Consider the following 21,621-nt stretch of genomic DNA (forward strand, 5'->3'; position numbering starts at 1 on the left):
CTTTTTCATCACCAGAACCTGTTTCAGGCCGCCTTTGCCTCTATCTCGTGAAGCGCGAAGGAGCGGCCGTCCGCGTCGAAGATATGAAGGTCGCCGGCATCGGCGGTCAGCCGCAGCGTCGAGCCGCGCTTGACCTCGACATTGCCAGGCAGCTTGGTCACCAGCGGCAGGTCGGCCCTGCCGATGTCGACATAGACCAGCTGGACCTCGCCGAGCTGTTCGACATAATCGACCGTCCCCTCGAACAGATAGTCCGTGCCGCCGGCGATCGCGAGATCTTCCGGCCGTACGCCGAAGCTTACCGCCGCTCCCTTCGCAGATGCCGGCGTTGCGATCGGCACTGTCGCCTTGCGGCCGCCGACATGGCTAACGACGGTTGGGCTGCCGGTCCTGTCGACGGTCGCCGGCAGGATGTTCATGGCCGGCGAGCCGATGAACTGGGCGACGAACAGATTGCCGGGCCTCTTGTAGAGTTCCATCGGTGTTCCGACCTGCTCGATATGGCCCTCCTTCAGCACCACGATACGGTCGGCCAGCGTCATCGCCTCGACCTGGTCGTGGGTGACGTAGATCATGGTCGTCTTGGGCATCGATTCCTTGAGCTTGGCGATCTCGATACGCGTGGCGACACGCAGCGCCGCGTCAAGGTTCGACAGCGGCTCGTCGAACAGGAACACTTTCGGATTGCGCACGATGGCGCGGCCGATGGCGACGCGCTGACGCTGACCGCCCGACATCGCCTTGGGCAGACGGTCGAGATATTTGGTCAGCTGCAGGATTTCCGCAGCCTGGCGCACGCGCTTGTCGATCTCGGCCTTGCTTTCCTTGCCGATCTTCATCGAGAACGCCATGTTGTCGTAGACGGTCATGTGCGGATAGAGCGCGTAGGACTGGAACACCATGGCGATGCCCCGCTTCGACGGCGGCACGTCGTTGACCACCTCGCCGTCGATCTTGAGCTCACCCGAGGTGATCTCCTCCAGCCCGGCGATGGAACGCAGCAAGGTCGACTTGCCGCAGCCCGACGGGCCGACGAAGACGATGAACTCGCCCGATTTGATGTCGAGGTCGATGCCGTGGAGAATGTTGAGATTGCCGTAGGACTTCTTCACCTGTCTCAGCGTGACATCGGCCATGATTTTCTCCCAGTGATTTGAAATTCAGTCTGTGCGCCCGAACCAGGCGCCGTAGCCGCCGAGGCGGATGGTGCCTGCGTCCGCCTTCCCGGAAAATCCGTGTCCCGGCAAAGGTTGCAGCGATCCGCCGCCAAGGTCAACCTCGGCCGGCTTGGCGCTCAGATTGAAGACACAGACGATCTGCTCATAGCCCGCCCGGCGCTTGAAGGCGACGGTGTCGCCCTGGCTTTCGATGAAATTGATATCGCCCTTGGCCAGCGCCGGATGGGCGCGACGGAAGGCGAGAAAGCGCCGGTAGTGCTCGAGCAGTGACGTGTCGTCGCCCTGCTGCACGTTGACCGCCTGCGACAGATGCTTGGCCGGCACCGGCAGCCAGGGCTTTGCCTGGGAGAATCCGCCGTTCTTGGCGCTGCCGTCCCACACCATGGGCGTGCGGCAGCCGTCACGGCCCTTGAATTCCGGCCAGAAGCGGATGCCATAGGGATCCTGCAGATCCTCGAAGCGCAGATCGGCCTCGCCGAGCCCCAGCTCTTCGCCCTGGTAGATGCAGACCGAGCCGCGCAGCGACATCAGCAATGCCGAAATGACCTTGAGATAGGCGATCGGGTCAGCCTCATTGGCGGCCCAGCGCGAGGCCGGGCGCATCACGTCATGGTTGGAAAACGCCCAGCACGACCAGCCGTCGCTGGCGACCTTGCCGAAGGCTTCCAATACCGAGCGGACCTTGGCGGCGCTGATCTTTTCAGGCGCCAGGAAGTCGAAGGAATAGCACATGTGCACGCGCTTGCCGCCAGCGGTGTAGGCCGCGACCACTTCCAGCCCGCGCTGCGAATCGCCGACTTCGCCGACAGCGGCGGTTGCCGGATATTCGTCGAGCAAGGCGCGGAAGCGCTCGAGGAAACCGAGGTTTTCCGGGCGGCTCTTGTCGTAGATATGGTCCTGGTAATTGTAGGGATTGACCGCCGGCGCGGTCTGGTCGTTACGCTCCTCGGGCGGCAGCGGCGGATTGTTCTCCAGCCCCTGGCTGTGGAAATAGAAATTGATGGTGTCGAGGCGGAAGCCGTCGACGCCGCGCTCCAGCCAGAAGCGGGTGACGTCGAGCAGCGCGTCCTGGACCTCATGGTTGTGGAAGTTGAGATCCGGCTGCTCGGCGAGGAAGTTGTGCAGGTAGTATTGCTGGCGGCTGGTGTCCCACTGCCAGGCCGATCCGCCGAAGATCGACAGCCAGTTGTTGGGTGGCGTGCCGTCGGGTCTGGCGTCCGCCCAGACATACCAGTCCGCCTTGGGATTGGTGCGGCTCGACCGGCTCTCCTTGAACCACGGGTGGATGTCGGCGGTGTGCGACAGCACCTCGTCGATCATCACCTTGAGGCCCAGCCGGTGCGCTTCCGCAACCAGCGCATCGAAATCGGCAAGCGTGCCGAACATCGGGTCGACGTCGCAATAGTCCGACACGTCGTAGCCGAAATCCTTCATCGGCGATTTGAAGAAGGGCGAAATCCATATGGCGTCCGCGCCAAGCGCGGCGATGTAGGGAAGGCGCCGCACTATGCCTTTCAGGTCGCCGATGCCGTCGCCGTCGGAGTCCTGGTAGGAGCGCGGATAGATCTGGTAGATGACCGCGCCACGCCACCAGTCACGGTCGATGGCGGGATCTGGTCTCGAAGTCGCCTTCAAAGCCGATTGCATTGTCTCAACCTCCTTTCACCGAGCCGGCCAGCAGCCCGCGGACGAAATAGCGCTGCAAGGAGAAGAAGACGATCAGCGGCACGATGATGGTAATGAAGGCCGATGTCGTCAGGATCTCCCAATTGCCGCCGCGTGAGCCGAGCAGCGCATTGAGCTTGGCCGTCAGCACGATCTGGTCGGGCGCCGTACCGAGGAAAACCATCGCCACCAAGAGATCGTTCCATACCCACAGGAATTGGAAGATGGCGAACGAGGCAAGCACCGGGAAAGACAGCGGCAGCACGATCTTGACGAAGATCTCGAAGTCGCTCGCGCCGTCGATGCGCGCCGATTCCATGATCTCACGCGGCAGGCCGGCAATGTAGCTGCGCAACAGGTAGATGGCGAAGGGCAGGCCGAAGCCGGTATGCGCCAGCCAGATGCCGAGATAGGTCTTAGACGGTACGCCGAAGAAAGTGCCGACGCCGTTGTAGAGCCTGAGCAGTGGAATGAGCGACATCTGCAGGGGGACTACTAGCAGGCCAATGATGACCGCGATCAAAAGCGCGCGGCCGGGAAAGCGCATCCACGCCAGCGCATAGGCCGCGAAGGCCGCGATCAGGATCGGGATAACCGTCGCCGGGATGGTGACCGTCAGCGAGTTCATGAAGGAGCGGCCGATGCCTTCCGAGAACAGCACGGTCTGATAGTTGTCGGTGGTGAATTTCGGTGGCGCCGAGGAGGCGAAATAGACGCGCTGGCCGCGATCGCCTTCGAACGCCTTGGGCGAGGCAAGCACGAAACTGCCGTCGGCGTTGACCTGCAGGGTCACGCCGTCACCGAGGTCCGCTGGCGTGCCGGCCGGATACTGTGTCGGCGCGGCGGCCTTGACACCGAAGGCGCTGATCGCGCGCTTGGCGCCATCGCCGAAGATGTTGCCTTCGATGACGTATTTGCCGTCCTTCTGGGTCTGCGTCGAGGCGGCCGGCAATCGTCCGGCCTCGGTCTGGCTGGAACTGGCAAAGGAATTCCACCAGCCCGAGGCGACGATCTGATCCTTGTCGCGCAGCGACGAGACGAGGATGCCGAGCGTGGGGATGGTCCAGATCACGACGAAGACCAGCACCGCGATGTGGACGCCGAAACGGCCGACAAAGGACTTTCCGGTGGTGACGGCCATCTCAGTGCCCCCCCGTCTCTTTGTTGGCCTGACGGATGTTCCAGATCATGATCGGAATGACCGCGATCATGATGATGATGGCGATCGTGGCACCGCGGCCGAAATCGCCGCCGCCGCGGAACATCCAGTCGAACATCAGATTGGCCAGCACCTGGCTGTTCCATTGGCCGTTGGTCATGGTCAGCACGATGTCGAACACTTTCAGCACCAGGATGGTGATTGTGGTCCACACCACCGCGATGGTGCCCCAGATCTGCGGCACCATGATCTTCCAGAATATCTGGAACGGGTTGGCGCCGTCGATGACCGCGGCCTCCAGCGTTTCTTCCGGAATGCCGCGCAGCGCCGAGGACAGGATAACCATGGCGAAGCCGGTCTGGATCCAGATCAGGATGATCATCAGGAAGAAATTGTTCCAGAAGGGCAGCGATATCCACACCTGTGGCTGGCCGCCGAAATGCTGGATGACGGCGTTAAGCAGGCCGATCTGGATCTGGCCTTCACCACGATATTCGTAGATGAACTTCCAGATCACGCTGGCGCCGACGAAGGAGATGGCCAGCGGCAGGAAGATCAGGCTCTTGGCAATCGTGCCCCACCAGATCTTGTCGGTGAGCACGGCGATGATCAGGCCAAGGAAGGTGCAGGCCGCCGGCACCACCGCCAGCCACAGGATGTTGTTCAGGATCGAGTTTCGCAGATCCTGATCGCGCAACGCCCATTCATAGTTGGCGAGCCCTACGAAACTGGTGCCGCCACGGTCGAAGACGGAGAGCCACAGCGTCGCGATCACCGGATAGATCAGGTAGATGGTCAGGATGATCAGAGCCGGGCCGACGAACAGCCAGGGCCGCACCAACCCCTGCCGGCGCAGATTGTTGACGGCAGCCGTGCCGGAGACCCCGCGCGAGGGGAAGATCAGGTCGAGCAGTTTGTTGGCGCCCCAGAAATAGGCGACACAGCCGCCGACGCCGATGATGATGACAAATATGGCCGAGAAGATCTGAGTCGCCATGGGTCCCTCTCCCTGCGCATGATCGGCCAGGCAGTGCTGGCGACCGGATGCACCGACTTTCAGTTGTTCGGAACAATCGAAACGCTAAGGCATCCGGTGTGCGGCGCCGGTCGAACCCGGGCCGTAGCCCGGATCCAGCAGGACGATATGGAAGATTCAGGTCGCGCCGCAGCGGCCTACTTGATTGCGTCCCAGCTCTTCTGGACATCGGTGGCGACGTCCTGCGCGGACTTGCCCCCGACCAGGTCGATCATGCCGGTCCAGAAGGAGCCCGCGCCGATCTTGCCGGGCATGAGGTCGGAGCCGTCGAACCGCACCGTCGTCGCTCCGATCAGGATCTCGCCCTGCTTCTTAAGCGCCTCGCTGCCATAGGCGTCCTTGTTGGCCGCCTTGAAGGGGGTGACGAAGCTCTTCTGCGCCATCCACAATTCATGCGCGAGCGGCATCTGCAGGAACTTGATGAATTCGCGCGATGCCTTGGAATCCTTGGTGATCATCACCAGCGTTCCGGCCACTTCCAGCGGCGTGCCCAGTTCCGGCTTTGAGGCGAAAGGCGGATAGTAGAAGAAGTCCGCGTCCTGGCCGAGCTTCACGCCCTCGGGGAAGAAGGAGGGGATGAACGACGCCTGATGGTGCATGTAGCACTTCGGCGGCACGGTAAAGAGGCCCTTCGGGCTGTCGCGGAAGTCGGTCGCGGCCACCGCCTTGGCGCCCCCATCCACCATCTTGTCGTCGGTGGCGATCTTGCCGAAAATGTCGATGGCGCTGACCACAGCCGGATCGTTGAACGGGATCTCGTTCTTCACCCATTTGTCGTAGACTTCCGGCGGCTGCGTGCGCAGCATGAGGTCCTCGACCCAGTCGGTCGCCGGCCAGCCGGTGGCGCCGCCGGAGCCAAGCCCGATGCACCAGGGCTTGCCGCCATCGGCGATGATCTTCTTTTCGAGGTCGGCGAGTTCCTCCTGCGTCTTAGGCACCTTGTAGCCGGCTTCCTGGAAATTGTCGGGCGAGTACCAGACCAGCCCCTTCACGTCGATCTTGAAGGGAAAGGCGTAGAAGCCGGACTTGCCGTCCTTGCCTGTGTAGGTGCCGAGCTTGGCCCAGGAGTCACCCGCGGCGTAATTCTCCTTGATCCAGGCGGCCACGTCGTCGCCCAGCGGGGTGAGCACGCCCTTGGAAGCGAGGTCCTGGATGAGGCCCGGCTGCGGCAGGACGGCGATGTTGGGCGGGCTGCCGGCCTGGGTGTCGATGACGATCTGCTGCTCATAGTTCTCGGACGATGAATATTTGACCTCCGCGCCGGTGGCCTCGGAGAAATAATCGAGTACCGAACGGACAAGCGTCTCGTCCTCGCCACGCCATGGTCCGAAGATCGACAGGGTCTCACCCTTGAGATCGACTTTCTTGAGGTCTTCGTAATTCGCCCAGTGAAAACGCGGATCCTCGCCTGGCTTGAACTTCAGTTCGGCCTGCGCGGGCGCGTTCAGGGCGAGCGTGGCAAACGCTACACCCAGCAAAAGCATTTTCTTCATCGGTATTCCCTCCCAGTGGGTCACATACACCGGACGGAACCTCCATTCCGCCCGCCGACGCCGCAGGACTGTGACTCAGTCGCAAGGGAACCGCAACCTTTCGAAAAGTCTTCCAAAGCGCTTTGGCTATTTCGATCTCGCCATTGAATCGACCGGAAGTCAAGAGGGTCAGCAGGCTAATCGATTTAATTTCGAGCGCTTAGAGGTCGAATAGTGCGTCGCAGCACAGTTTTTGGCACTGCAGCAGCAACTTTTTGTTTCAAATTCACTCCTCGCACGCTTATGGTCACCATCTCACGGCTGCGCCCTTGCGGCGCTTGGGTCGATTCAATTAAAAGCGCTTTGAGGCAAGGAGGCCTCTTGTGAACCTCAAGCAGCTCGCGCATATGCTGGCGCTCTCGCAGACCACGGTAAGCCGTGCGCTGAACGGCTATCCAGAGGTCAACGAGGAGACGCGCAGGCGCGTCATGGACGCGGCCAAGCGGCATGGCTATCGCCCGAACCCGAGCGCGCGTCGGCTGGCGACAGGCAAGTCGGGCATGATCGGCTACGTCCTGCCGACAGGTGCGGCCGTCGACATCGATCCGCATTTCGTCGAATTTCTCTCGGGCCTCGGCGATTATGCCCGCGCGCACGAACTCGACCTCGTATTGTCGCCGGCCGATGCCGACGACCAGGAGACGACCTACCGGCGCATCGTCGCCAACCGGCAGGTCGACGCCGTCTACATTTCCTCGCCATGGCCGGCCGACCGGCGCGTGGCGCTGGTCAACACGCTCGGCATTCCGTTCATCGTCCATGGCCGCAGCGAAGGCTCCGGCTTCGACTATCCCTATCTCGACATCGACAATGAGGGCGCCTTCCACGAGGCGGCGCGCCTGCTTATCCAGCTCGGTCACCGGCGGCTGGCGCTGATCAATGGCGACGACCGCGAGACCTTCGCCATCCACCGCGAGCGCGGCGTGCGCCGCGCGCTCGCCGCGAGCGGGCTGACCCTGGGCGACCGCCATGTCTGTTCCGTCGTCATGACCGAGGAGAATGGCTACCGCGCCACCAGGCGCCTGCTCGAACAGGATGGCGCGCCCACCGCGATCGCCTGCTCCAGCCTGATCATGGCGCTGGGCGTCGTGCGTGCGGTGCGCGACCTCGGCCTGACCATCCCTGGCGACTTGTCGCTCATCGCTCATGACGACGTCTTTCCCTGGCTGAGGCCCGAAAATTTTTCCGTTCCGCTATCGACGACGCGCTCCTCCATCCGTCTCGCCGGCGCGCGCGTCGCAGAGCGGCTGGCGGCGCGGATCTCGGGGCTGGAAGAAGGCGCGCGTGGCGAGGTCTGGCCGGTCGACCTGGTGGTCAGGGGATCGGTCGCCGGGGCGCCAGTCTAGACGGTTTTAGGTGTAACGTTCATTCCTTAACCGCCTCAGCTGCCTTGATGTCCAGCAGCCCGTAGCCGAAGTCGTTGTCGCGCCCCTTGGGGCCGAGATCTTTCGCCGTTGCAGCCAGCGCCTTCTCGATGTCGTCGGCCGAGCGGTCGGGCGCGGCATGGATGAGGTTGGCGATGGCGCCGCTCACGATTGCCGCCGCGAAAGAGGTGCCGGTGACGACATCGGAACCGGCGCCGCTCGGCGCCACCATCTCGACGCCGGGGGCCGAAATGAAAACGTAGGCGCCGCGATTGGCCTGCGGCATCAGCGCGTCCCTGGCGTCGGTGGCGGTCACCGCGATGACGCCGTCGAAGGCCGCCGGATAGCCATAGGGCGCTTTCGGTCCATTATTACCGGCGGCTGCGACCAGAACCATGCCGAGCGCCCGCGCATTGCCGCAGGCGGTGCCGAGCAGGTCGTTCTGCGGGCCGACGAAGCTCATGTTGATGATGCTGACATTCTGCTCGGCAGCCCAGTCCAGGGCGGCCAGGATGACGTCCATGGTCGATTTGCCACCCTCGAAGGCGCGGGCATGATAGATGCGGGCGCCCGGGGCCATGCCCTCCAGCGCGCCGACACCGGCGATCAGCCCGTCGACCGAGGTGCCATGGTCGCGCTTTGCGATCGGCACATCGGGCATGGCATCGAATTGCGCGGCGATGACACCGGCCAGCGCCGGATTGGTCTCGTCGATGCCGGTATCGATGACCGCGACACGGACGTTCTCGCCGCTGGCCTGCTTGGAATCGAGCGCGATGCGGTCGAAGGCATAGTTGACGATGCCGGCCGCCTGCTGCAGCGAGTAGATGTGGTTGGGTTCGCGCCGCTGCGTGCGGCCGTCGGCGGCAAGCTGTGCCAGCACCACGCCGACGGGGCGGCCGTCGGGAATGCCGAAGCGCACCAGAGTGGTGCCGAGCAGGCGCGACTGGCGCTGCGAACGCACTTCAAGCCCGAAGGAGGCGGCAATCTGCTGCACTGCGGCGCCATCGCCATCGACCGTCACCAACACTTCGTCGGGCACGAATTCGCCGGCCACGGCGCGCGGCGGCTGAACGGCGATGAGGTCGGTCGGCGACACGATCGGGCCGCTCGGCGGCGGACCGGCCTGGTTGTTGGCAGGCGGCATCGCCGGTTCCGGCCGTGGTGCCGGCCCAGGCGCCAGCGCAGGCGCCGGGTTGGGAAACAGATCGACGATCAGGGCGGGAAGAAAGACCGGCTGACCAGGACCCGCGCCGCCGGCATTGTTCTTGGCGCCATTGCCATCCTTGGCGCAATCGGCGCCGGCCGCGTTGGCCCCGTTGCGACAGTCGATTTTCGTGCCGTCGGGATTGGTACCGTTGGTCTGCGCCGAGGCAGGCACGGCGGCGATTGTCATCGCCGCCGCCAGAGCAATTCCAGCAAAAGTGCGTAGCGGTTTTCCGTCCGGAATTGCGTAAAGGAAAGCAGACGGAGCGGGTTTACGTTTCGGTGAAACCGTGAACCGCTCCAGGATCGCCGCAAATCGAATGACCGCCTTAGCCGCCATCAGCCGGTTTCCTTCCCTCGCTCACAGTCTCGATGAAAGGCTGGGCGGCAATAAGGCCGAGCTCCTTGCTGTAGTCGGCCGTGTTGGCTGCGGGAATGGCGAGCCGGAACACGCCGTCGGCGGTCGGCCCGCCGATGATCCTCAGCCCATTGCCGCCGAGGAAGCTGGAAACGTCGGACATTTTCGCATCCGGCTTGAACTTGACCAGCGCGAACGGCATCTTCGCCAGATCGTCCTCGGCGCCGGCAATCTCGAAATCCTTGCCCTTGCCGCCCGGCTGCACCAGCGACTGCACCACGATCAGCGCCAGCAGGACCGCTGCCGCCGCCCAGGCGACGCCGACGGGTACCGCCATGAAGCGGCCCCAGGCTTGCGCCAGCCAGGACGAGCCGGTCGGCATCCGCGCCGGTCCTGCCTCGGCGTCGAGCGCCTTGGCGAAGCGGCTGAGCGCGTCGGCGGGTGGGCGGATCGCTTCATTGGCGGCTGATGTACCCGAGAATTCGGCCTCGGCCTCGCCAAGGGCCGCCATCGCTGCGGGGTCGCTGGCCAGCCACTCCTCGACGGCTTCCAGTTCCGCGCCTTCCAGAGAGCCGTTCAGATAGAATGGCAGCAGCGCTTCCATTTCGTCGCGGCGCGACATCTTTTCAGCGGCGCTCATGGCCACCCCCTGTCGTAACCGGCGGCCTTGAGGGCCTCGCCGAGTTTCTTGCGGGCGTAGAACATCCGGGTCTTGACGGTCGCCACCGGGATGCCGAGCACCTCGCCGATCTCGGTCACCGACTGTCCGTGATAATAGGCGAGGTCGATCACCGTGCGGTGTTCTTCGGGCAAGGCGTCGATGAAACGCCGCAAGGCGGCGGCCTTGTCTTCCTTCATGGTGACGACTTCCGGCGTGTCGGCGCTGTCGGGCACCGCAGCCGCGGCCTCGTCGTCGATCCAGTCTTCCTTCTTCTTGCGCAGCAGCGACAGCGCCTTGAACCGAGCGATGCCGAGCAGCCACGTCGAGACTTCGGAACGTCCCTCGAAACCCGGCGCCTGGCGCCACAATTCAAGGAACACCTCGTTCGCGATATCGTCAGCCATCATTTCCGATCCCGTCTGGCGCACCACGAAGCGGTAGACCCGCGCGTGATGACGCATGAACAGGAGCCGCACGGCGGCCCGGTCGCCCTTCGCGACCCGGTCGACAAGCGCGCGATCGGTCTCCGTCGCCGCCGTCATGGCCGGTCGAGCCGCCTGGCTCCTGCCTGCTCTGTCGCTGAACGGCCCAAAAAGGTTCATCCTCCGCCAAGGAATTTGCGGAGGCTAACCGAAGAGCGGGGAGGTTGCCAGAGTATCCCTTCTCCCCGTTCCACGGGGAGAAGGTGCCGGCAGGCGGATGAGGGGCAGCACGAGCGTTGGAGTGATCATATTCGACGTTTACGCTGCCCCTCACCCCGTATGGGGACGGGGAGAGGGGCGCCAACCTCACGGTTGCCCACTCACCCCAAAAACGGTTTCGCCTTCATCGTCGCCGGCACCGGGACACCCAGCCGGCTCAGCACCGTCGGCGCCAGCTGCAACTGGTCGAGCAGTACATCTGCCTCCGGCCCTTTGCCGGCGCCGAAATAATACAGCGCGAAATCCTGCATCTCGTCATCACGGCCGCCATGATGGCCGCGATCCGTTTGACCGTGATCGGCGGTAACCATGACCTCGTAGCCGGCCGCGATCCAGCCCGGCAGGAAGGCCGCCAGCATGCCGTCCATGGCATAGCAGGCATGGTCCATCTCGTGGCAGTCATGGCCGAAACGGTGGCCCATCGAATCCAGCGTGCAGGTGTGCAGGATGCCATAGTCGATGCCGTGGCGTTTGGTCAGCATGGTCAGCGTCGCGAACAGGTCGACGTCGCTCGGCGTCATCTGGTTGCGGGCGTTGTAGCCGGTCATCGTGTGGAAGCGGCCATACGTGATCGGCCCGCCGGGCTCGTCATATTCCATGTCCTCGACAAGATCGAACGGATAGGACCGGAAGAATTCCGACCAGTAGGAGTGGGTGACCGCGCCGGTCTTGCCTCCGGCCTTGCTGACTTCGCAGAAGATGTCCGGCTGCTCGACCCGAAACCGGTTCTCGTTGGACAGGATACCGTGCACCTGCGGCGACACCCCGGTGTGGATAGAAGCGTAGCAACAGGCGGAGGTCGACGGCAGCACGGAACGCATTTTCCACACTTGCGCCTCGCCGGACTGCACCCAGCCTTCGAGATTGCCCATTAGCCGGCGCCAGTTCCGGTACGGCACGCCGTCGAGGACGATCAGCAAGAGTTTGGATTTGAGCGCCACGGGCTCCTCCATGCAATTGTCCGCGGAAAAGAGCGCGCCGCGTGTCGTTTGAACACGCGGCGCTGTTCAGTCTCAGGGAGATATCAGGCGTTCAGCCAGCACTCGCCAAGCGCATAGCCATCCATCATTTCGCCGATCGGGTTTTTCACCCAGCCGCTGATCTTGCTGGTCGCGGCCGCGTCGATGAACTGGTTGAAGAATGGCACGATCAGGCCGCCTTCGTCGCGCATCATCACCGCCATGTCGTGATAGATCGCCTTGCGCTTGTCCTGGTCGAGTTCGCCGCGCGCCGCAAACAGCATCTTGTCGAATTCCGGCCGCTTGAAGCGCGTGTCGTTCCAGTCGGCGGTCGAGACATAGCCGGTGGAATACATCTGGTCCTGCGTCGGGCGTCCGCCCCAGTAGGAAAGCGAGAAGGGCTGCTTGTTCCAGACTTCCGACCAGTAGCCGTCGCCGGGCTCGCGCTTGATCTCGATCTTGATGCCCGCCTTGGCGCAGGACTGCTGGTAGAGCTGGGCGGCATCGACGGCGCCGGGGAAGGCGACGTCGGAGGTGCGCAGCAGGATGGAGCCGCTGTGGCCCGACTTCTTGTAGGCTGCCGCGGCCTTCTCCGGGTCGAACTTGCGCCGTTCGATGGCGGTAAACAGCGGATAGGCCTCGTTGATCGGGAAGTCGTTGCCGACCGAGCCGTAGCCGCGCAGGATCTTCTCCAGCATCTCGTCGCGGTCGATGGCGAGCTTCAGCGCCATCCTCAGATCATTGTTGTCGAACGGTGCGGTGTCGCAGAACATGTTGAACGGGTAGTAGCCCCGGCCCGACACGTTCTCGATGCTGACGCCGGGGATGCGCTTGACCAGGTCGACGACCTTCGGCTCGATACGGTTGATCATGTGGACCTGACCGCCCTGCAGCGCCGCCAGCCTGGCCGTGGCGTCGTTGATGACGACGATCTCGATCTGGTCGGCATGACCCGCCTTGTCGCCGCGCCAGTAATTGGCGAAGCGCTCGCCGCCATGGCGCACGCCTGGTTGGTTGACCGTGACCTTGTAAGGACCGGCGCTGATGCCGGCGTTGGGATTGTCCTTGCCGCCGTTCGGCTGGATGACGAGGTGATAGTCGGCCATCAGATAGGGGAAATCGGCGTCGGCGTCGCCGAGCGTGACGATGACTTCCTTGCCGCTGGCCTTGATGCCCTTGATGTTCTTGAGGACGCCGAGCGCGCCCGACTTCGATTTCTCGTCGGCATGGCGCTCGAGCGTGGCGGCGACGTCTTCGGCGGCAACGGTCTTGCCATTATGGAATTCGATGCCGTCGCGCACCTTGATCGTCCATGTCTTGGCGTCCTTGGACGCGCCGATCTCCTCGGCGATCAGATGCGTCAGGCTGTTGTCCGGCATCAGCCTGACAAGATATTCGCCCCACTGCTTGCCAAAGCTGTAGGTGACCTGGCTGAGGTTCAGCGCCGGATCGAGGCTGTTGGTCGATTCGCCGCCCTGCAGGCCGGCCTTGAGGATGCCGCCCTTGACCGGCGTCTGTGCGAAGGCTTTCCCGGCCAGCGTCGTTGCCAGCGCCGCCGATACGCCCAGTGCCGCGGTGCGGCCAAGAAAGTCGCGACGCGATATCCGGCCCCGGCCGGCGAGTTCAGCGAGATGGTCGAGTTCAGTCTTCATGTCCTACCCCTTCTTGAAAAAACAACGTCACACAGGCGACGCCCGTCCGAAGGACGGTGGCGTTCTTGTGTTGCATGCGGATGACGGCCGCCCCTGATTCGGCCGATCGCTAATTCCCCGCACTTTCCATGCGCCGCCCCTTGATCGCCTTCTCCAGCCAGCCGATCTCCATCTCCGGGACCGACGACAGCAAAAGATCGGTGTAGGCGTCGAATGGCGGCGTCAGCACCTTGCTCTTGGAGCCGTAGCGCACCACCTCGCCCCGATACATCACCGCGATCGAATCGGCGATCGACTTCACCGTCGCCAGATCGTGGGTGATGAACAGATAGGCGACCTTTTCGTGCTGCTGCAGGTTCAAGAGCAGCTTGAGGATGCCGTGTGCCACCAGCGGGTCGAGTGCGGACGTTACCTCGTCGCAGATGATCAGCTTGGGCTTGGCGGCCAGTGAGCGGGCGATGCAGACGCGCTGCTTCTGACCGCCGGAAAGCTCGGCGGGATAGCGGTCGATAAAGCCCTTGCCCATCTCGATCTCGTCGAGCAGCTCGGCTACACGCCTGTCGCGCTCCCTGCCGCGCATGCCGAAATAGAATTCGAGCGGCCGCCCGATGATGGTGCCGACGGTCTGGCGCGGGTTCATTGCCACGTCCGCCATCTGGTAGATCATCTGCAGCTGGCGCAGATCCTCCTTCGGCCGGTCGGCAAGCCGGTTGGCCAGCGGGCGCCCATCGAAGGTGACCGTGCCTTGTTCTGGCGGCAAGAGGCCGGTGATGGCACGCGCCAGCGTCGACTTGCCGGAGCCGGATTCGCCGACCACGGCCAGCGTCTGGCCGGGATAGATATCCACCGAGACGTTCTTCAACACCTTCACGTGGCCGCCCCCATAGGCGGCGGTGACGTTCTTGACCGACAGGAACGGCGTGGCGCCGGGGTTCTGCTCGGCATGTTCGATCTCATGCACCGAGACCAGGGCGTTGGTGTATTCCTGGCGCGGCTCCTTGATGATCTGGCGGGTGCCGCCCCATTCGACGAGCCGGCCATGGCGAAGCACCATGATCTCGTCGGAGACCTGGGCGACCACGGCAAGGTCGTGGGTGATGTAGAGCGCCGCCACATGGGTGTCGCGGATGGCATCCTTGATCGCCGACAGCACGTCGATCTGCGTCGTCACGTCGAGCGCCGTCGTCGGTTCGTCGAAGACGATCAGGTCCGGCTCCGAGCACAGCGCCATCGCCGTCATCACGCGCTGCAGCTGGCCGCCCGAGACCTGGTGCGGAAAGCGTTCGCCGATGGTTTCCGGATTGGGCAGGCTGAGTTTCCTGAACAGCGCGACGGCCCGCTTCTCGGCCTCGGCGCGTGTCGCCGTGCCGTGCAGCAGCGTGGCTTCCACCACCTGATCCATAAGCCTGTGCGCCGGATTGAAAGCCGCCGCCGCCGACTGCGCGACATAGCAGACCTCGCGGCCGCGCAGCTTGCGGAAACCTTCCTTGCCGCCTTTCAGGATGTCGCGGCCGTTGAGAATGACCTCGCCGCCGGTGATGCGCACGCCGCCACGGCCATAACCCATCGACGACAGGCCGATGGTCGATTTGCCAGCACCGGACTCGCCGATCAGGCCGAGCACCTTGCCCTTCTCGAGCGTCAGCGAGACATCATGCACCAGCACGATGTTCCTTGGCGCCTCGCCGGGCGGGTATACCATCGCCTCGATGCGCAGGTTGCGGATATCGAGCAGCACGCCGGGTTTCGCTTTGCTGTCTGCCATCACCCGCGTCCTCCCTTCAGGCTTGTCGTGCGGTTGAGGATCCAGTCGGCCACAAGATTGACCGAGATGGCAAGGGCTGCGATCGCGGCCGCGGGAATGAGCGCGGCGGCTATGCCGAAGACGATGCCGTCCTTGTTCTCCTTGACCATGCCGCCCCAGTCGGCGTCAGGCGGTTGCACGCCAAGGCCGAGGAAGGACAGCGTCGACAGGAACAGCACCGCGTAGATGAAGCGCAAGCCGAGTTCGGAGACCAGCGGCGACAGCGCGTTTGGCAGGATTTCGCGGAAGATGATCCAGGCGCTGCCTTCGCCGCGCAGCTTCGCTGCCTCGACGTAATCCATGACGTTGATGTCCACGGCGACCGCGCGCGACAGGCGATAGACGCGGGTCGAGTCGAGAATGCCCATGACCAGGATCAGCGTCACCAGGTTCGTCGGCAGAACAGAGAGCACGACCAGGCCCATGATCAGCGTCGGGATCGACATCAAAAGGTCGACGAGGCGCGACAGGATGGTATCGAACCAGCCGCCGAACACCGCCGCCGAGAAGCCCAGTATGGCACCGAGCGAGAACGACAGCGCGGTGGCGAGAACGGCGATGAACAAGGTGATGCGGGCACCGTAGATCATGCGGGACAACAGGTCGCGACCGAGGTTGTCGGTGCCCAGCCAATGCACAGCCGACATCGGTTCCCAGACGTCACCGACGATCTCGGCATTGTCGTGCGGCGAAATCCACGGTGCGAAGATCGCCGCCAGCACGAACAGGGCGGTCAGCAATAGGCCGATCAGGGCGGGGATGGGGATGCGTTTTATATCGAGCATGCCCGCCCCTCACTTCGGATGTCTGAGACGCGGATTGGCGACGATCGCCGCAATGTCCGCGATGATGTTGAGGCTGATGTAGACGGCGGCGAAGATCAGGCCGACCGCCTGCACCACGGGCACGTCGCGCTTGGTGACGTGATCGACCAGATACTGCCCCATGCCGGGATAGACGAAGATCACCTCGACCACGACGACGCCGACAATGAGATAGGCGAGGTTGAGCATGACGACATTGATGATCGGCGCGATCGCGTTCGGGAAAGCGTGCTTGCGGATGACGGCGAAGGCCGAAAGCCCCTTGAGCTCCGCCGTTTCGACATAGGCCGACTGCATGACGTTGAGGATCGCCGCGCGGGTCATGCGCATCATGTGGGCAAGCACCACCAGCGTCAGTGCTGTCGCAGGCAGCGCGATCGCCTGCATCCGCTCGCCAAAGGGCATGCCGTCATAGACGGTCGAGATGGCGGGGAAGACCTGCCATTTCACGGCGAAGAAATAGACCAGGAGATAACCGACGAAGAATTCCGGGAAGGAGGTCGAGGCGAGCGCCAGCCCGGAGATTAGCTTGTCGACCCAGCCATTGCGGTAGCGCACCGCGATCAGACCCAGGATGATCGCCAGCGGCACAGCCACGATCGCCGCCCAGAAGGCCAGGAACAGCGTGTTCCACAGCCGGTCCTTGATCGAGGTGGCAATGTCCTGCCCGCTCGACATGGCCGTGCCGAGGTCGCCTATGAGCACGCCGCCAAGCCAGCGGAAATACCTGATATAGGCCGGGTCGTTGAGCCCGAGCTGCTCGCGCAGATTGGCGAGCGACTCCGGCGTCGCCGACTGTCCGAGTATGGCTTGCGCGACGTCGCCGGGCAGGATCTGCGTGCCGGCGAAAATCAGGACCGATATGGCCAACAGAAGGATGATGCCCAGCGCGATGCGCTGGGCAATTAGTTTCACAACGGGCGATGACATCTCCGCAAAGCCGGACTCAGGCCTGCAGCCAGCACTTCGCCAAGGCGTAGCCGTTCATCAGTTCCTGGTGCGGATCGTCCACCCAGCCATCGACCTTGGCGCCGGTGGCGTCGATGAACTGGTTGAACATCGGCAGGATGAGGCCGCCTTCGTCGCGCACCATGACAGCCATGTCGTGGTACATCTGCTTGCGCTTGGCCTCGTCCAGCTCGGCGCGTGCGGCGAGAACCATCTTGTCAAAGTCCGGGCGCATGAAACGCGTGTCGTTCCAGTCGGCGGTCGACAGATAGGCGGTCGAGTACATCTGGTCCTGGGTCGAGCGGCCGCCCCAATAGGAGGCGCAGAAGGGCTGCTTGTTCCAGACTTCGTTCCAGTAACCGTCCCCGGGCTCGCGCTTGAGCTCGATCTTGATGCCGGCCTTGGCGGCGCTCTGCTGGAAAAGCTGGGAAGCATCGACGGCGCCGGGGAAGGCAACGTCCGAGGTCCTCAGCAACACCGTGCCGTCGTGACCGGACTTCTTGTAGTGGAACTTGGCCTTGTCGGGATCGTACTTGCGCTGCTCGATCTCGGTGAACAGCGGATAGGACGCGTTGATCGGGAAGTCGTTGCCGAGCGAGCCATAGCCGCGCAGCACCTTGGTCAGCATCTCCTCGCGGTCGATGGCGAGCTTGAGCGCCATGCGCAGGTCGTTGTTGTCGAACGGTGCCGTATTGCAATGCATGATAAACACGTAATGGCCCGGACCGGCATGGTTGCGGATGGTCACGCCCGGCACGCGCTTGATCAGGTCGACGATCTTCGGCTCGACGCGGTTGATCATGTTGACCTGGCCGCCCTGCAGGGCCGCCGTGCGCGCCGTCGCGTCGTTGATGACGATGACCTCGATCTGGTCGGCATGGCCCATCTTGTCGCCCTGCCAGTAGTTGGCGAAGCGCTCGCCGCCATGGCGCACACCAGGCTCGTTGGTCTTGACCACGTATGGACCAGCCGAGATGCCGGCATCCGGCTTGTCCTTGCCGCCATTGGGCTGGACGATCAGGTGATAGTCGCTGAGCAGGTAGGGAAGGTCGGCGTTGGCTTCCTTGAGCGTCAGCACCACTTCCTTGCCATTGGCCTTGATGGTCTGGATGCCCTTCATGTAGCCGAGCGCGCCGGATTTCGACTTTTCGTCTGAATGGCGCTCGAGCGTGGCGGCGACGTCCTCGGCGGTCACGGTTTTGCCGTTGTGGAACTCGACGCCGTCGCGGATCTTCAGCGTCCAGGTCTTGGCGTCCTTGGACGAGCCGATCTCCTCGGCGATGCGGTTCTCTAGCTTGCCATCCGGCGACAGCTCGACGATCATTTCGCCCCAGCACTTGCCGAAGGCGAACGGCACCTGCGTCATCATCAGCGCGGGATCGAGACTGTTGGTGGATTCACCGCCGACCAGGCCAGCCTTCAGCGTGCCGCCCTTGACCGGACCCGCGGCGCGCGCCGCGCTTGACAGCAGCGCGTTGGCGAAGGGGGCGGCGATGCCGAGGGCCGCGGCCCGGCCGAGAAAATCACGACGGCTCAGTTTGCCCGACGCAACATGCCGGCTAAGGAATTCCAGTTCGTTTGACATTTTGAGTTCCTCACTCTGTTGGTTCGACTCTGCGGTCGATTTTCTTGCTTCTTGTGAGGGGAATAATGACTGCAAGGGAAAGCAGTAAGCAAGACCGAATACGACATGCCGTGGCGTAAATCGCACGTCGCATTTGGACCAATGAAATCGGCCCTCAAAGAAGCGCGCGTGGGACCTTTTCCTCGAAATTGCGTTGGAAGACGAGAGTTTCGCCCTCATAGGCCTCGATTCTGGCGCTGACGATGAAATTTTCAGCGTCGGATCGCATCTCGGCCAAGGTTTCGGTCCGCACCGACCATCCATTTCGCGACAGGGTCTGCGTCCAGTGCGTCTTGCCCGAGGCTGACAAAGGATTGTCAGGATGGATTGTCCAGGTCTCGCGGACGATGCTGCCATTGGCCAGGCCATGGTCGAGATCACGGACTTCGCCGAAGTCGTCCGTTATCGAAAGCATGACAATTCCGGTCTTTTCGTCGCGATCGACATGGCGTTCGGATTTGGCGGGCCGAACCGTCTCGGTCGCCCAGGGTGTTGCGCCTTCCGGCTCGGCGAATGTTGCTTCGTCGCCCGCCGCCAACGGGCGCAGCGGCAGGGATAGCGCGGCGGCCGACAAGGTCAATTGCACCGGCTCCGGCGAGGGCCAGATGGCGGGCCAATAGGCGTTCGACACCGCGATGCGCAGGCGGTGGCCGGCCGGCACCCGGTAGGCGCACTGGTCGAGCACCACGCGCGCCGACGCGGTTTCGCCCGGCACCAGCGCTTCGGGGAATTCGTGCGAGTTGCGGTGCGTCAGATTGAGCACGCCATAGGAGATCAATTCCGAAGCGCCGTCGGGATGCACGTCGCACAGCCGGATGGCGATATTGGCCTGCGGGCGGTCGGAAGCGAGCGTGACCCGAACTTCCGGCGCACCGACGATATCGATGGCCTCACTGAGTTCCGGCTGGTCGAAACACACCGACAGCGCATCGTCGGGGCGCTGGTCGCCCGGCAGTTCCGGGCCGAAAGTGAACGGAAAATACTCGCCGCCGGCGAGCCCGCAGCTTTGCGGCGAGGCGACGATGGCTGGCCTGCCGCCACCGGGGATCAGCTCGATCGAATGCGTCTTGATGGCGGGCGACGGCCATTGCTTCTCCGCCACCCAGCGGCCTGGCCGTTCCGGGTGCCAGCGTGCCGGGCGCACGCTGTCCATCACATAGGCACGGTAGGCGGGGTCGTTCTCGACGCCGGTCTCGGTGCCCTTCAGCCAATGGTCCCACCAGCGCAGCGCTTCCTGCAGGAAGCCGATGGCCGGCTTTGGCCCGGCATAATGCGGGTATTTGTGGATCCAGGGGCCGACGATGCCCTTGACCGGCGCTTCGATGTTGGTGACGAGATGCGAGATCGTGTTGCGATAGCCGTCATGCCAGCCGCCGATCGACAGCACGGCCACCTTGACCGCCGAGAAATCCTCGCAGATCGAACCGCGTTTCCAGTAGGCATCGCGGTGCTGGTGGCTGAGCCACAGCGGCAGCAGGAAAGGCTGGTTCTCCAGCCGGCTGAGCCACAAATCGCGCCAGCGGTTGCCACCGGCAATCAGCGGATCCGGCGGCCGCGACGAATAGGAAAGCATCGTCGAGGCCCAGCCGAAATTTTCCAGCAGCAGGCAGCCGCCCTTGTAATGGATGTCGTCGGCATAACGGTCGACGGTAGAGCACAGGCTGATCACCGCCTTCAGCGCCGGAGGCTGCTTGGCGGCCACCTGCAGGCAGTTGAAGCCGCCCCAGGAGATGCCCATCATGCCGACATTGCCGTTGCACCAGGGCTGCGCCGCCGCCCAGGAGATGACATCGCAGGCGTCCTGCAATTCCTGCTCGGAATATTCGTCGTCCATCAGCCCTTCGGAATCGCCATTGCCGCGCATGTCGACGCGGATCGAGGCATAGCCGTGACCGGCGAAGTAAGGATGCGTCAGCTGATCGCGAAAGATCGTGCCGTCGCGCTTACGGTAGGGCAGGTGCTCGAGGATTGCCGGCACCGGATCGTCGCCGGCATCTTCCGGCATCCACACACGCGCCGACAGCCGGCAGCCATCCGGCATGACGATGCCCATATCGGGAAATTCGACGACCTTGCGGGGAAACTCGGTGACGGTTTTCATGGCGTCATAACGCCCGGTCGCGCCGCAACTTTCAATCGCGATTCGCGACTGGAGCAGCGAATTATGCAACCTGTGCCGCTACCGCAATTCATCCAGCAGTTCGGGGTGCCTTTCAAGCAGGGTCATCAGTTGAATGGTCGGGCCACTCGGCTCGATCAAACCGCGTTCATATTTGTCGAAGGCGTTCTCGCCAACCTTGAACAGAGATCCCGCCTCGCGCTGCGACAGTTTGAGTTTCGTGCGGACGCGACGGATGGTTGCAGGGGCGGGGACACCGTCGATCTTTTCCTTGAGAACACGCAGAGCCGCGTCGACAGCGATCATGTCGTCTCCGACATGCACGCCTTCGCCACCCGATGCCGGATAGTAACCTGGCAGGTCAACGATCATGCTTTCGCCCTTATAAGTCACGGTGAATGGACGCACTCCGCGCATCAACGTTTCTCCGGTTTCGGGAGAGATCATCGTATTCGTTTCACTGCTTTCTCTCGTCGCCATGGTCATTTCTCCTTGAACGACATGATCATGAATTCGGTCACGACATCTGCCTGGAATTTCACGTAGAGGATCAGGTCGCGTGACGGGACATGATAGACATCCTGCCAGACCCGATGATCCGCGAAGGTAGTCATCGACTTTACGAACATCTTTCGCGTCATGCTGCCGATCACCTCGACCACGCCCGCGCGATCGAAACCGAGGCCAATAGCATCGCGCAGCGCTGATGTTGTAATTGCCAGCGTATCGATAGACCCAAATGTCGTCTTGATCGCATCAAGATCATAAGCAGGCCTGCGCTTCTCCATGGCGCAATATGCCCCCATAAAGGGGGCAATTCAAGAGACGATC

Annotated in this window: 18 protein-coding genes; 1 reads left to right on the top strand and 17 read right to left on the bottom strand. The window is 63.1% G+C overall.

The window, feature by feature from the left end:
• Window positions 1–23: 23 nt before the first annotated feature.
• The 5 genes from ugpC to FJ958_RS16900 all read right to left on the bottom strand — a co-directional run bounded on the left by ugpC (window position 24) and on the right by FJ958_RS16900 (window position 6,531).
• Entirely contained in the window at window positions 24–1,136 is a 1,113-nt protein-coding gene (ugpC, locus tag FJ958_RS16880) for a sn-glycerol-3-phosphate ABC transporter ATP-binding protein UgpC (RefSeq protein ID WP_140744332.1), read from the bottom strand.
• A 24-nt stretch (window positions 1,137–1,160) separates the two neighbouring features.
• Entirely contained in the window at window positions 1,161–2,825 is a 1,665-nt protein-coding gene (locus FJ958_RS16885; protein ID WP_140744333.1) for an alpha-glucosidase family protein, read from the bottom strand.
• A 4-nt stretch (window positions 2,826–2,829) separates the two neighbouring features.
• Window positions 2,830–3,984 carry a carbohydrate ABC transporter permease gene (locus FJ958_RS16890; RefSeq protein WP_140744334.1) on the bottom strand — a complete coding sequence of 385 codons (1,155 nt, stop codon included), beginning with the start codon at window positions 3,982–3,984 and terminating at the stop codon, window positions 2,830–2,832.
• A gap of 1 nt (window position 3,985) precedes the next feature.
• Window positions 3,986–4,999 carry a sugar ABC transporter permease gene (locus tag FJ958_RS16895; protein ID WP_140606704.1) on the bottom strand — a complete coding sequence of 338 codons (1,014 nt, stop codon included), beginning with the start codon at window positions 4,997–4,999 and terminating at the stop codon, window positions 3,986–3,988.
• 176 nt (window positions 5,000–5,175) lie between these two features.
• Window positions 5,176–6,531 carry an ABC transporter substrate-binding protein gene (locus tag FJ958_RS16900; RefSeq protein WP_140744335.1) on the bottom strand — a complete coding sequence of 452 codons (1,356 nt, stop codon included), beginning with the start codon at window positions 6,529–6,531 and terminating at the stop codon, window positions 5,176–5,178.
• A gap of 362 nt (window positions 6,532–6,893) precedes the next feature.
• On the opposite strand from FJ958_RS16900, the gene FJ958_RS16905 reads away from it, so the two are divergent.
• Entirely contained in the window at window positions 6,894–7,916 is a 1,023-nt protein-coding gene (locus FJ958_RS16905; protein WP_140744336.1) for a substrate-binding domain-containing protein, read from the top strand.
• A gap of 19 nt (window positions 7,917–7,935) precedes the next feature.
• On the opposite strand, the gene FJ958_RS16910 is transcribed toward FJ958_RS16905, so the two are convergent.
• The 12 genes from FJ958_RS16910 to FJ958_RS16965 all read right to left on the bottom strand — a co-directional run bounded on the left by FJ958_RS16910 (window position 7,936) and on the right by FJ958_RS16965 (window position 21,578).
• A complete protein-coding gene (locus FJ958_RS16910; protein WP_140744337.1) occupies window positions 7,936–9,330 on the bottom strand; it encodes a S8 family serine peptidase in 1,395 nt (464 codons plus the stop codon).
• A gap of 139 nt (window positions 9,331–9,469) precedes the next feature.
• On the bottom strand, window positions 9,470–10,138 hold the full coding sequence (locus FJ958_RS16915; RefSeq protein WP_140744338.1) for an anti-sigma factor: 669 nt from the start codon (window positions 10,136–10,138) through the stop codon (window positions 9,470–9,472).
• Window positions 10,135–10,701: a sigma-70 family RNA polymerase sigma factor gene (locus FJ958_RS16920; RefSeq protein ID WP_140744339.1), complete on the bottom strand. Its 567-nt coding sequence runs from the start codon at window positions 10,699–10,701 to the stop codon at window positions 10,135–10,137. Before FJ958_RS16920 ends, FJ958_RS16915 begins: the two co-directional genes overlap by 4 nt.
• A gap of 260 nt (window positions 10,702–10,961) precedes the next feature.
• On the bottom strand, window positions 10,962–11,801 hold the full coding sequence (locus tag FJ958_RS16925) for an alkaline phosphatase family protein (RefSeq protein ID WP_140744340.1): 840 nt from the start codon (window positions 11,799–11,801) through the stop codon (window positions 10,962–10,964).
• A gap of 83 nt (window positions 11,802–11,884) precedes the next feature.
• A complete protein-coding gene (locus FJ958_RS16930) occupies window positions 11,885–13,471 on the bottom strand; it encodes an ABC transporter substrate-binding protein (RefSeq protein WP_140744341.1) in 1,587 nt (528 codons plus the stop codon).
• Window positions 13,472–13,580: 109 nt separating this feature from the next.
• Window positions 13,581–15,236: an ABC transporter ATP-binding protein gene (locus tag FJ958_RS16935; protein ID WP_140744342.1), complete on the bottom strand. Its 1,656-nt coding sequence runs from the start codon at window positions 15,234–15,236 to the stop codon at window positions 13,581–13,583.
• Window positions 15,236–16,060, bottom strand: coding sequence for an ABC transporter permease (locus FJ958_RS16940; RefSeq protein WP_140744343.1), 825 nt, complete (start codon window positions 16,058–16,060; stop codon window positions 15,236–15,238). The genes FJ958_RS16935 and FJ958_RS16940 overlap by 1 nt, the downstream gene beginning before the upstream one ends.
• Window positions 16,061–16,069: 9 nt before the next feature.
• Entirely contained in the window at window positions 16,070–17,029 is a 960-nt protein-coding gene (locus FJ958_RS16945; protein ID WP_140744344.1) for an ABC transporter permease, read from the bottom strand.
• A 16-nt stretch (window positions 17,030–17,045) separates the two neighbouring features.
• Window positions 17,046–18,632 carry an ABC transporter substrate-binding protein gene (locus FJ958_RS16950; RefSeq protein ID WP_140744345.1) on the bottom strand — a complete coding sequence of 529 codons (1,587 nt, stop codon included), beginning with the start codon at window positions 18,630–18,632 and terminating at the stop codon, window positions 17,046–17,048.
• Between the two features lie 154 nt (window positions 18,633–18,786).
• Complete coding sequence (locus FJ958_RS16955; RefSeq protein WP_140744346.1) at window positions 18,787–20,772, bottom strand: CocE/NonD family hydrolase; 1,986 nt, start codon at window positions 20,770–20,772, stop codon at window positions 18,787–18,789.
• A 78-nt stretch (window positions 20,773–20,850) separates the two neighbouring features.
• Window positions 20,851–21,270 (bottom strand): type II toxin-antitoxin system MqsA family antitoxin, encoded by a 420-nt coding sequence (locus FJ958_RS16960; RefSeq protein WP_140744347.1) that lies wholly within the window; start codon window positions 21,268–21,270, stop codon window positions 20,851–20,853.
• Window positions 21,271–21,272: 2 nt separating this feature from the next.
• The gene (locus tag FJ958_RS16965) at window positions 21,273–21,578 is read right to left on the bottom strand and encodes a type II toxin-antitoxin system MqsR family toxin (protein WP_140744348.1); all 306 of its coding nucleotides are present in this window, start codon (window positions 21,576–21,578) and stop codon (window positions 21,273–21,275) included.
• Window positions 21,579–21,621: the final 43 nt, after the last annotated feature.

It is taken from the genome of Mesorhizobium sp. B2-3-5 (assembly GCF_006442395.1).
Classification (GTDB): Bacteria; Pseudomonadota; Alphaproteobacteria; order Rhizobiales; family Rhizobiaceae; genus Mesorhizobium.

Excerpts from the sequence above, each read along its gene's own strand:
- ugpC (WP_140744332.1), bottom strand. The coding sequence starts at position 1,136 with ATGGCCGATGTCACGCTGAGACAGGTGAAGAAGTCCTACGGCAATCTC.
- FJ958_RS16885 (WP_140744333.1), bottom strand. The coding sequence starts at position 2,825 with ATGCAATCGGCTTTGAAGGCGACTTCGAGACCAGATCCCGCCATCGAC.
- FJ958_RS16890 (WP_140744334.1), bottom strand. The coding sequence starts at position 3,984 with ATGGCCGTCACCACCGGAAAGTCCTTTGTCGGCCGTTTCGGCGTCCAC.
- FJ958_RS16895 (WP_140606704.1), bottom strand. The coding sequence starts at position 4,999 with ATGGCGACTCAGATCTTCTCGGCCATATTTGTCATCATCATCGGCGTC.
- FJ958_RS16900 (WP_140744335.1), bottom strand. The coding sequence starts at position 6,531 with ATGAAGAAAATGCTTTTGCTGGGTGTAGCGTTTGCCACGCTCGCCCTG.
- FJ958_RS16910 (WP_140744337.1), bottom strand. The coding sequence starts at position 9,330 with ATGACAATCGCCGCCGTGCCTGCCTCGGCGCAGACCAACGGTACCAAT.
- FJ958_RS16915 (WP_140744338.1), bottom strand. The coding sequence starts at position 10,138 with ATGAGCGCCGCTGAAAAGATGTCGCGCCGCGACGAAATGGAAGCGCTG.
- FJ958_RS16920 (WP_140744339.1), bottom strand. The coding sequence starts at position 10,701 with ATGACGGCGGCGACGGAGACCGATCGCGCGCTTGTCGACCGGGTCGCG.
- FJ958_RS16930 (WP_140744341.1), bottom strand. The coding sequence starts at position 13,471 with ATGAAGACTGAACTCGACCATCTCGCTGAACTCGCCGGCCGGGGCCGG.
- FJ958_RS16935 (WP_140744342.1), bottom strand. The coding sequence starts at position 15,236 with ATGGCAGACAGCAAAGCGAAACCCGGCGTGCTGCTCGATATCCGCAAC.
- FJ958_RS16940 (WP_140744343.1), bottom strand. The coding sequence starts at position 16,060 with ATGCTCGATATAAAACGCATCCCCATCCCCGCCCTGATCGGCCTATTG.
- FJ958_RS16945 (WP_140744344.1), bottom strand. The coding sequence starts at position 17,029 with ATGTCATCGCCCGTTGTGAAACTAATTGCCCAGCGCATCGCGCTGGGC.
- FJ958_RS16950 (WP_140744345.1), bottom strand. The coding sequence starts at position 18,632 with ATGTCAAACGAACTGGAATTCCTTAGCCGGCATGTTGCGTCGGGCAAA.
- FJ958_RS16955 (WP_140744346.1), bottom strand. The coding sequence starts at position 20,772 with ATGAAAACCGTCACCGAGTTTCCCCGCAAGGTCGTCGAATTTCCCGAT.
- FJ958_RS16960 (WP_140744347.1), bottom strand. The coding sequence starts at position 21,270 with ATGGCGACGAGAGAAAGCAGTGAAACGAATACGATGATCTCTCCCGAA.
- FJ958_RS16965 (WP_140744348.1), bottom strand. The coding sequence starts at position 21,578 with ATGGAGAAGCGCAGGCCTGCTTATGATCTTGATGCGATCAAGACGACA.